An 8,950-nucleotide genomic window follows, 5' to 3' on the forward strand; every position below is an offset into this window, starting at 1 on the left:
CCTCCCTCCCTCCCCCCGAGGGCACCGAACGGGTCACTTCGATGCGAGCACGCTCACGCGGCGGTCGCCAGCACCAGGGGCACCACCACGATCGCCGTCGCGACGAGCACGAGGAGTCCCGTGACACCAGGCCGGCGGAGCGTGAACGTCACGGTGCCCGGCCTCTCCGCTTCGGCCTGAGGCCCCGTCATGGTCTGCCGCAGCGGAGTCGGATCCGCACCGACCCGCCGCGCCACGTCGGCCAGCGTCTCGGGTGCGAAGTAGGCCTCGGTCAGGCCGACCAGGCTGCCGGACGAGTCGCGCACGCCGACGTACTCGAGCTCTTCGAGGCCCTGCTTCAGGCGGCAGTGGATGCCGCGCTGCGTGCCGTCGAGCAGCACGGTGCTCTCGCGCCCGAGGCGGCGGTAGGTCAGGCGGTCGGCCGTCACGGTCACCGTGGCGGTGCGGACGAAGACGATGAGGGTGGGGGCGACGATCGCGACGCCGACGGCGAGCACGATCAGCGTGCTGGGCCCCACGCGAGCCGTGACGAGCACGAGGAGGAGGGGATCCAAGGGCGTCGCTTTCGTCGGGCGGCGCTGTCGCCGCGTGGCCAGCCGTAACGATAGCGAACGTCAGCCTATCGTCCGATATCCGTACCCTCACTTGTGGAAAGCCCCCGCGCCTCCTCGGCCGCCGCATCGATGCGACTCATCCGGGGGCCCCGCGCCCCGCGAAGGCCCCGAACGCGTCACCTCGATGCCGCCACCACGCCGCACCTAACGGCCACCGACCCCCGGCCGATAGTGACCCGTAGCCACCCAGGACGGGAGGCCACCCCGCCCCACGGATGGAGGCGGGAGAACACAGACCTAGGACGGGCCGATGATCGTCGTCACGCGACTCAACGACAGCAGATTCGCTGTCAATCCAGACCTCATCGAGCGCATCCACGAGACGCCCGACACGACGCTGATCATGGTCGACGGGGCGAAGTACATCGTGACCGAGCCGATGTCCGAGGTCATCGAGATGATCGCCCGCTACCGGGCCCGCATCGTCGCGATCGCCTACGACGAGCCGCACGCGACGTCGCCGTCCGTGCAGCCGCTCGGCACGCGCAGCGGCACCGGTCCGCAGCTCGGGCTCGTCCGAGGCTCAGGAGGCGCGGGTCGACTCAGCGACCTCCGCCCGGCCCCCGCAGACGAACCCGCCCCGGCCACCACCCCCGCGGGGCGCTGACGTGGATCCCGCGACCATAATCGGCATCGTCCTCGCGTTCGGTGCGCTGTTCGGCATGATCCAGCTCGAGGGCGTGAACCTCATGGGTCTGCTGCTGCCCGCGCCGATCATCCTCGTGTTCGGGGCGACGATCGGCGTCGGCATCGCCGGCACCACGATCCGTGACGCGATCCTCAGCTTCACGAAGATCCCCCGCGCCTTCACCGGCAAGGTGATCCCGCCGCAGTCGGTGATCGACGGCATCGTGGGTCTCGCCGAGAAGGCGCGCAGCGAGGGGCTGCTGTCGCTCGAGGCCGAGGCCGAGAAGATGGACGACCCCTTCATGAAGGGCGCGCTGCAGAACATCGCCGACGGCACCGACGGCGAGGAGCTGCGGATCCTGCTGGAGGACGAGATGGAGTCGCGTCTCGCGGCCGACCGCACGGCGTCGAAGTTCTTCATGAGCCTCGGCGGGTACGCGCCGACCGTGGGCATCGTCGGCACGGTCGTCAGCCTCACGCACGTGCTCGAGAACCTCGCCCAGCCCGACGAGCTCGGTCACATGATCGCCGCCGCGTTCGTCGCGACGCTCTGGGGTCTGCTCACCGCCAACTTCCTCTGGCTGCCCATCGGCGCCCGTCTCAAGAAGCTGGCCGATCTCGACGAGGCCCGCATGACGCTGCTGCTCGAGGGGGTGCTGGCGGTGCAGGCGGGAAGCCAGCCGCGCCTCCTCGGCGAACGCCTCAAGGCGATGGTCCCGTCGCATGCCCTCGAGCAGGGCGCGAAGGGCGCGAAGGCCACGAGCAGGGTCGACGCCGGCGACCGGGGGGTCTCGGTATGAGCGGATCGCGCGGCGCTCGCAAGAAGAAGGTCCACGAGGACGAGCACCCCGATGAGCGCTGGATGGCCTCGTACATGGACATGATCACGGTGCTCATGTGCATGTTCATCGTGCTGTACGCGATGTCGACGGTCGATCAGGACAAATACGTCGCGCTCCGCAACTCGCTCGCGACCGGCTTCGGGCAGACCGAGCTCGGCGCGATCGACTCGGCGTCGGGCACCGTCGTGCCGGTCGACCAGGTGACCCCCGAGGGCGAGGGGTACTCGGCGGGCGACGAGACCGACATGGCCGAGGCCGCGGCGTCGGGCGAGGCCGAGACCGGCGAGGGCACCGAGACGTCCGAGGCACTGGCGAAGAGCGAGCTCGACGACCTGACGGCGATCAAGGCGGCCATCGAGGCGAATCTCGACGGGTCGGGCCTCAGCGCCGACGTGCAGTTCGCGACGGACGCCCGGGGGCTGACGGTGCGGCTGGTCGGGTCCGAGACGTTCTTCGGCACGAACAGCGCCGACCTGAGCGCCGAGGCGACGAGGGTCATGGATGCGATCGCGCCGGTGCTCAGCACCTCGGCGCACGACGTGTCGGTCGAGGGTCACGCCGATCAGCGCAGCTCGACGGCGCCGTTCGCGACGAACTGGGAGCTGTCGTCCGCGCGGGCGACGCAGGTGCTGCGCGATCTGGTCGAGCGGGGCGGCATGCCGGTCGAGCACATCCAGGCCGTCGGGTTCGGCTCGTCGCGTCCGCTGGCCGCCGGGGGGTCGCCGGCCGATCTCGCGGCGAACCGCCGGGTCGACATCGTCGTCCTGTCGAACCAGTCCGACGACGTCAGCGCCCTGCTGCCCGAGCTGCAGAGGGCCGCCGAGGGGGCCGGAGGCGCGGTGACCGCGGGCCGGAACGACGCCGCCGCCGAGGTGGCCGCCACCACAGCCGAGGCTCCCGAGCCGCTCGACGCCGAGGCGCCCGCCGCCGACGAGGCCCCCGACGAGGCCCCCGCCGATCACGACTCCGAGGGGGCCCAGTCCGGGGGGCACTGATCACCGTTCTCTAACGCCCAGGAGGCGCGGGTCGATAGGTCCGTCCGTGACCCTCCTCGACGCTCCCGCACCGGCCGCGACCGCCGGCCCGTCGGCGCGCCCGCAGAGGGCCGTCGAGGTCTACGACTTCCGCCGCCCGACGACGCTGGCGCGCGAGCACTCCCGGGTGCTCGAGCTGGCCTTCGAGACGTTCGCGCGCCAGTGGGGCACCCAGCTCACCGCGAAGGTGCGCGTGCTGTCGCAGGTCACCTCCGAGAGCGTCCAGATGCTCACCTACGACGACTACGCCGCGTCGCTGCCGGCGACCACGGCGATGGTGCTCTGCCCCCTCGAGGGGGTGGCGGCGAAGGCCGTCGTCCAGTTCTCGGCCTCGGCCGCGCTGGCCTGGGTCGGTCACATGCTGGGTGCGGCGAAGCCCCCGGTGACCCCCGAGCGCGCCTTCACGCCGATCGAGCAGGCGCTCGTCCGGCGTCTCATCGAAGACGCCCTCGACGATCTGCGGTACTCGTTCGGCGGGCTGCTCGTCGATCAGATCGGCGTCGGCGGCTTCCAGTACAACTCGCAGTTCGCCCAGGCGGCGCAGAAGTCCGACCTGATGATCGTCGCGGTCTTCACCATCCAGGTCGGCGAGCGCTCGTCGCTCGCGACCGTCGCCCTGCCGGCCGACGTGCTGCTGCCCCAGCTGGGCGACGCGACGCCGACGGTCGATCCGGCCGACGCCCGGCGTCTGCTCGGTGCCCAGCTGGCCTCGGTGCCGGTGGGCGTCTCCCTGCAGTTCGCCCCGGCCGCCGTGCTGCCGAGCGTGGTGCTCGGGTTGTCCGTCGGCGACGTGCTGCCCCTGCCGCACCCGCAGTCGCGTCCGCTCGAGATCCGCGTCGACGGTCAGCCCGTGGGTCGCGCCGCGGTCGCCTCGAACGGCTCCCGTCTCGCCGGGATCGTCGTCTCCACCTCACTGACCGGCACCGAAGAAGGAACCTCATGACCGCCACGACCATCACCCTGCACACCGCGGCGGCCGAGGCCCTGGTCGCGAAGCTGCCGACGCCCACGCCGTTGCGGGCCGTCCTCCTCGACGCCGGGCAGTCCGCGCAGAACCGGACCGCCGCCTCCCCGGTCGTCGTCACGTCGTTCGTCGGCGGGGTCTCGGCCGACACGGCGCTGGTGCTCGTCGACATGGACCGCCTCGGCGCCGCCGCCGGCACCGACAGCCCGCTGGTCTCGGTGACCGACGTGCTGCGACCGGCGCTCGAGGCCGCGACGTCGGTGCTCGGTGTGGGAGTGCTCGGCGAGAGCCGTCGCGAGCCCGCCGACACGCTGCTCGCCGACCCCGACACGGTCGTCTTCGATCTGACCGCAGCGGGAGCGCCCGCCGGCTGGTTCGCGATCCGCCTCCGCGAGAACGGGACGGTAGGAGGCGCGGCGCCCGTCGATCACGCCGCCCCCCTGTTCTCGTCGATGGCCGGCAACCTCGGTCGCATCAACAACGTCGAGATGGCCCTCACCGTCGAGATCGGTCGCACGCGGATGTCCGTCCGCGACGTGCTCGGACTCGAGCCCGGCGCCGTCGTCGAGCTCGACCGTTCGGCCGGGGCCCCCGCCGACGTGCTGCTGAACGGGCGCCTGATCGCGCACGGCGAGGTCGTCGTCGTCGACCAGGACTACGCGGTCCGCATCACGACCATCCTCGACGTCGCCGACGGCGCGATCTGATCGTGGACACGCTCTTCGTCGGACTCCGCGTCGTCCTCTCGCTCGGAGTCGTGCTCGCACTGCTCTACGTGCTGCAGAAGCGCATCGTCAAGGGCGGTCGCGCCGGTCGTCAGGCCGCGCAGGTGACGGTCGTGGCGCGCCAGGGGATCGGCGCGAAGGCCAGCGTCGTCGTGGTCGACGTCGAGGGCGAGCGACTCGTGCTCGGGGTCACCGACGCGTCGGTCACGGTGCTGGCCGCCGCCGACCGTCCGGTCGAGCCGGTCGCGCTCGAGCTCGTCCCGGCTCCCGCTGCGGCCCCGGCTCGGGCTGCGACTCCGGCCCAGGCACCGGCTCCGAGCTTCGCCGCGGTGCTCTCCGCCCATCGAGGTGACGCGACCGGTGCGGTCCCCGCCCCGGAGGCCCCCCGACGCGTCACGTCGATCGCGCCTGTGCCCGCTGCGGCCGCCCAGAGCGTCGCCGCGGTGCTCTCCGCCCATCGAGGTGACGCAACCGGTGCGGTCCCCGCCTCAGAAGCCGCCCGACGCGTCACCTCGATCGCGCCTGCGCCCGCGGCCGGCGCGGCCGGCGACGCCGGCGCGAGCGCCGCGAGCAGCGAGCCGATGCTGCGGCCGCGCGGCGCCGCGCGCCGCGCCGCGGCCGTCCGCGAGCGCGCCCCGCGCGACCTCGCCGAGCGTCGCACCGGTCGCGCCGCGAAGGCCCTCGACGGCTCGATCCTCGCCCCCGACACCTGGCGGCAGGCGGCCTCGGCCCTCCGCAGCGGTCGAGCCGGATGACCCTCCGCGCTCCGTCCGCCCGGACGACCCGCGCCTCCTTCGCCACCGCCGTCGCCCGCCTCGCCGGGCCCAGCCTGCGCGACGGCCTGCGCGGTCGCACCCCGGCCAGCCCCACCTCCGCCGGTCGTCACTCGCTCGTCCGCACCGCGCCGCTCGCCGACCGCCGGGCCCTCGCGCGGCACGCCCTCGGCGCCGCCCCCGTCGGCACCGCCCCTCAGCGTTTCGCCGACACCCGTCTCGCCCGCGCCGTCGTCGTCGCCCTGCTCGCGATGATCGTCGCCTCGGGCCTGATCATGCTGATCGGTCAGACAGCCCTCGCCGCGCCCGTCGAGCCCACCGCGCCCACCGCCCCCGTCGAGCCCGGCACCGGCACCCCAGGCACAGGCACCCCCGGCACCACCGGCACCACCCCGACCGACTTCACCGACGGCGACCAGACCGAGTCCGACGGCACCGGCACCGGCGGTCTGAACATCGACATCAACGGCCCCGACGGCGCTCCCAGCACGGCGGTCGTGACGCTGCTCGGCATCACGCTGCTGAGCGTCGCGCCGGCCCTGCTGCTGATGATGACGTCGTTCACGAAGATCTTCGTGGTGCTCGCGATGACCCGCAACGCCCTCGCGCTGCCGTCGATCCCGCCGAATCAGGTGCTGGCCGGGCTCGCCCTGTTCCTCAGTCTTTTCATCATGGCTCCGATCCTCGAGCACATCAACGCCGACGCGGTGCAGCCCTACCTCGACGGCAGCATCGACTTCCAGGCGGCGATCGACGCCGGCAGCGCGCCCCTCCGCGAGTTCATGCTCGCGCACACCCGCCAGGAGGACCTCGCGCTGATGACCCGCTCGGCCGACCAGCCGAACCCCGACAGCCAGGCCGACGTGCCGATGCTGACGCTCATCCCGTCGTTCATGATCAGCGAGCTGCGCGCCGCGTTCATCATCGGGTTCGTCATCTTCATCCCGTTCCTCGTCATCGACCTCGTCGTCAGCGCCGCGCTCATGTCGATGGGCATGATGATGCTCCCGCCGGTGATGATCTCGCTGCCGTTCAAGATCCTGCTGTTCGTGCTGGTCGACGGGTGGGGGCTCATCATCACGAGTCTCATCGAGAGCTATCAGGTGACCGCCTGATGGACTCCAACGCCGTCCTCGACATCTCGATGCAGGCCCTCGTCATCACCGCGAAGCTCGCCGCGCCGGTGCTCATCACCTCGCTGGTCGTGGGGTTCGCGATCTCGCTGCTGCAGTCGATCACGCAGATCCAGGAGGTCACGCTCTCGTTCGTGCCGAAGGCCGTCGCCGTCGGCATCGCCCTGATCGTCTGCGGGCACTGGATGATCGCCGAGATGGTCACCTTCACGCACGTGGTGTTCGACCGCATCCCGCAGCTGCTCACGGGCGGCTGACCCCGACCATGGATCTCGACCTCGACCTCAGCGGTCTCGAAGCGACCCTGCTCGCCGCCGTGCGGATGACCGCGTTCATCGTCGTCGCGCCGCCGTTCTCGTACCGGGCGTTCCCCGGCCGGGTGAAGGCGATGCTGGCGCTGGGGCTCGCGCTCGCCGTGGCCCCGCGGGTCTCTCCCGGCTACGAGTCGCTGGCGACGGGGCCGTTCGTGCTCGCCCTGGTGCTCGAGGTCGTCGTCGGCGCCGTGCTGGGGTTCCTCGTCCTCCTGGTCTTCTCGGCCGTTCAGGCGGCCGGCAGCCTGATCGACCTGTTCGGCGGGTTCACCCTGGCGCAGGCGTTCGACCCGCAGTCGATGATCAACGGCGCGCAGTTCACGCGGCTGTTCCAGATGACGGCCCTCGCGCTGATGTTCGCGAGCGGCGGCTACCAGCTGATCATCGGCGGTCTCACCCGGTCGTTCGACGCGGTGCCGCTGGGGCTCGGCATCGATCTGGCCGACCCGGTGTCGCTGATGACCAACGGGGTCACGCAGATGTTCCTCGCGACGCTGCAGATCGCGGGGCCGCTCTGCGTCGTGCTGTTCCTCGCCGACGTCGGGCTGGGTCTGCTCAGCCGGGTCGCGCCGGCTCTGAACGCCTACGCGATGGGCTTCCCGCTGAAGATCCTGATGACGGTCATGCTCGCCGGCGGGGTGTTCCTGGCGCTGCCGAGCGTGGTGCAGAACCTGTCGGGCGACGCCGCCGACCTGCTCACGGGGGTGAGGTAGCCATGGCCGACGACTCCGGCGAGCGCTCAGAGGACGCCACGCAGAAGCGGATGAAGGAGGTCCACTCGAAGGGCCAGCTGTCGAGGTCGCAGGACCTCAGCGCCTGGCTCGGGGTGGGCGCGGCAGCCGTCATGATCCCGACCACCATCGAGCGGGGCGCCGAGGCCGGCACCGATCAGCTCTTCTCGATCGGTCAGGCCATCCGGCATCCCGACGCGCAGACCGTGGTCGGGCTGCTGGGCGAGGGCGTGGGCTCGATGGCCGCGACGATCGGTCCGATGCTCGCCGTCGTCGGCATCGTCGTGCTGCTCACCGCGATCGTGCAGGGCGGCGTCCACATCAAGCGGATGACGGGCAACTACGAGCAGTTCAACCTGATCAACGGGCTGAAGACGACGTTCGGCGGTCAGGCCCTCTGGAACGGCGCGAAGGCCCTGATCAAGACGGCCGTGGTCGGTCTCGTGCTGTGGATGGCCATCCAGGGGCTGATGCCGGTGCTGATGAACGGCGGCGGCCTGAGCGTCTCGGCCCTGCTCGACGAGGCGACGTCCGGCACGGCGATCCTCCTCCAGGCCGCGGTCGTCGCCGGTCTGGTGCTCGCCGCCGCCGACGTCTTCGTCGTCATGCGCCGCAACCGCAAGAAGACCCGCATGACCAAGAAGGAGGTGCGCGACGAGAACAAGAGCACCGACGGCGATCCGCTGGTCAAGTCGCAGCGCCGTTCGCGGCAGCTCGCCATGAGTCGCAACCGCATGATGGCCTCGATCGCCGACGCGGACGTCGTGATGGTCAACCCGACCGACTACGCGGTGGCCGTCCGCTACGAGCCGGGTCGTTCCGCTCCGCGGGTCGTCGCGAAGGGCGCCGGCGCCGTCGCGGCCCGCATCCGCGAGCAGGCGGCCGCCGACGGGGTCCCGCTCGTCGAGGACGTCCCGCTGACCCGCGCCCTGCACGCGAACTGCGGTCTGGGCGACGAGATCCCCGTCGACCTCTACACGCCGGTCGCCCGGGTGCTGACCTTCGTCATGGCCCTCCGGGCGCGGGGCGCGTCGGCCGTCGCGGGCACCCACGCGAACCCGCGTCCGACCACCCCCGACGAGGTCGCCGCCGTGCTGACGCCCGGGTCGCTCGCGGCCGAGGCGGTGCCGCAGCGGCTGCGGATCGCTCGCGACGCGGCCGCCCCACCCGCGCCTCCCGGGCTCGCAGCCCGCCCC

At 71.9% G+C, this 8,950-nt stretch carries 11 protein-coding genes; 10 read left to right on the forward strand and 1 reads right to left on the reverse strand.

The features are described from left to right. Positions 1–53 precede the first annotated feature (53 nt). On the reverse strand, positions 54–554 hold the full coding sequence (locus tag ACZ6JE_RS14705; RefSeq protein ID WP_464319420.1) for a hypothetical protein: 501 nt from the start codon (positions 552–554) through the stop codon (positions 54–56). A 310-nt stretch (positions 555–864) separates the two neighbouring features. Here ACZ6JE_RS14705 and ACZ6JE_RS14710 point away from each other — a divergent pair, with 310 nt between their 5' ends. From ACZ6JE_RS14710 to ACZ6JE_RS14755, 10 genes are all read left to right on the forward strand, one after another. Then, the gene (locus ACZ6JE_RS14710) at positions 865–1,221 is read left to right on the forward strand and encodes a flagellar FlbD family protein (RefSeq protein WP_192061010.1); all 357 of its coding nucleotides are present in this window, start codon (positions 865–867) and stop codon (positions 1,219–1,221) included. A gap of 1 nt (position 1,222) precedes the next feature. Beyond that, positions 1,223–2,041, forward strand: coding sequence for a motility protein A (locus ACZ6JE_RS14715; protein ID WP_192061011.1), 819 nt, complete (start codon positions 1,223–1,225; stop codon positions 2,039–2,041). Then, the gene (locus ACZ6JE_RS14720; protein ID WP_464319421.1) at positions 2,038–3,078 is read left to right on the forward strand and encodes an OmpA/MotB family protein; all 1,041 of its coding nucleotides are present in this window, start codon (positions 2,038–2,040) and stop codon (positions 3,076–3,078) included. Before ACZ6JE_RS14715 ends, ACZ6JE_RS14720 begins: the two co-directional genes overlap by 4 nt. A gap of 46 nt (positions 3,079–3,124) precedes the next feature. Beyond that, positions 3,125–4,060: a flagellar motor switch protein FliM gene (locus ACZ6JE_RS14725; RefSeq protein ID WP_464319422.1), complete on the forward strand. Its 936-nt coding sequence runs from the start codon at positions 3,125–3,127 to the stop codon at positions 4,058–4,060. Then, positions 4,057–4,788, forward strand: a complete 732-nt coding sequence (gene fliN, locus ACZ6JE_RS14730) for a flagellar motor switch protein FliN (RefSeq protein WP_192061014.1) — start codon at positions 4,057–4,059, stop codon at positions 4,786–4,788. The genes ACZ6JE_RS14725 and fliN overlap by 4 nt, the downstream gene beginning before the upstream one ends. Before the next feature lie 2 nt (positions 4,789–4,790). Beyond that, positions 4,791–5,561 (forward strand): FliO/MopB family protein, encoded by a 771-nt coding sequence (locus ACZ6JE_RS14735; RefSeq protein ID WP_464319423.1) that lies wholly within the window; start codon positions 4,791–4,793, stop codon positions 5,559–5,561. Positions 5,562–5,830: 269 nt separating this feature from the next. Continuing rightward, entirely contained in the window at positions 5,831–6,694 is an 864-nt protein-coding gene (gene fliP, locus ACZ6JE_RS14740; protein WP_464319425.1) for a flagellar type III secretion system pore protein FliP, read from the forward strand. Continuing rightward, positions 6,694–6,969, forward strand: a complete 276-nt coding sequence (gene fliQ / locus ACZ6JE_RS14745; RefSeq protein ID WP_192061016.1) for a flagellar biosynthesis protein FliQ — start codon at positions 6,694–6,696, stop codon at positions 6,967–6,969. The genes fliP and fliQ overlap by 1 nt, the downstream gene beginning before the upstream one ends. An 8-nt stretch (positions 6,970–6,977) precedes the next feature. Further along, on the forward strand, positions 6,978–7,736 hold the full coding sequence (locus ACZ6JE_RS14750; protein ID WP_192061017.1) for a flagellar biosynthetic protein FliR: 759 nt from the start codon (positions 6,978–6,980) through the stop codon (positions 7,734–7,736). A 2-nt stretch (positions 7,737–7,738) separates the two neighbouring features. Beyond that, positions 7,739–8,950, forward strand: a 1,212-nt coding sequence (locus ACZ6JE_RS14755; protein ID WP_464319424.1) for an EscU/YscU/HrcU family type III secretion system export apparatus switch protein, incomplete at its 3' end; no start/stop codon positions are given.

Source organism: Frigoribacterium sp. AC759, assembly GCF_979256015.1.

Excerpts from the sequence above, each read along its gene's own strand:
- ACZ6JE_RS14750 (WP_192061017.1), top strand. The coding sequence starts at position 6,978 with ATGGATCTCGACCTCGACCTCAGCGGTCTCGAAGCGACCCTGCTCGCC.
- fliP (WP_464319425.1), top strand. The coding sequence starts at position 5,831 with ATGATCGTCGCCTCGGGCCTGATCATGCTGATCGGTCAGACAGCCCTC.
- fliQ (WP_192061016.1), top strand. The coding sequence starts at position 6,694 with ATGGACTCCAACGCCGTCCTCGACATCTCGATGCAGGCCCTCGTCATC.
- fliN (WP_192061014.1), top strand. The coding sequence starts at position 4,057 with ATGACCGCCACGACCATCACCCTGCACACCGCGGCGGCCGAGGCCCTG.
- ACZ6JE_RS14710 (WP_192061010.1), top strand. The coding sequence starts at position 865 with ATGATCGTCGTCACGCGACTCAACGACAGCAGATTCGCTGTCAATCCA.
- ACZ6JE_RS14720 (WP_464319421.1), top strand. The coding sequence starts at position 2,038 with ATGAGCGGATCGCGCGGCGCTCGCAAGAAGAAGGTCCACGAGGACGAG.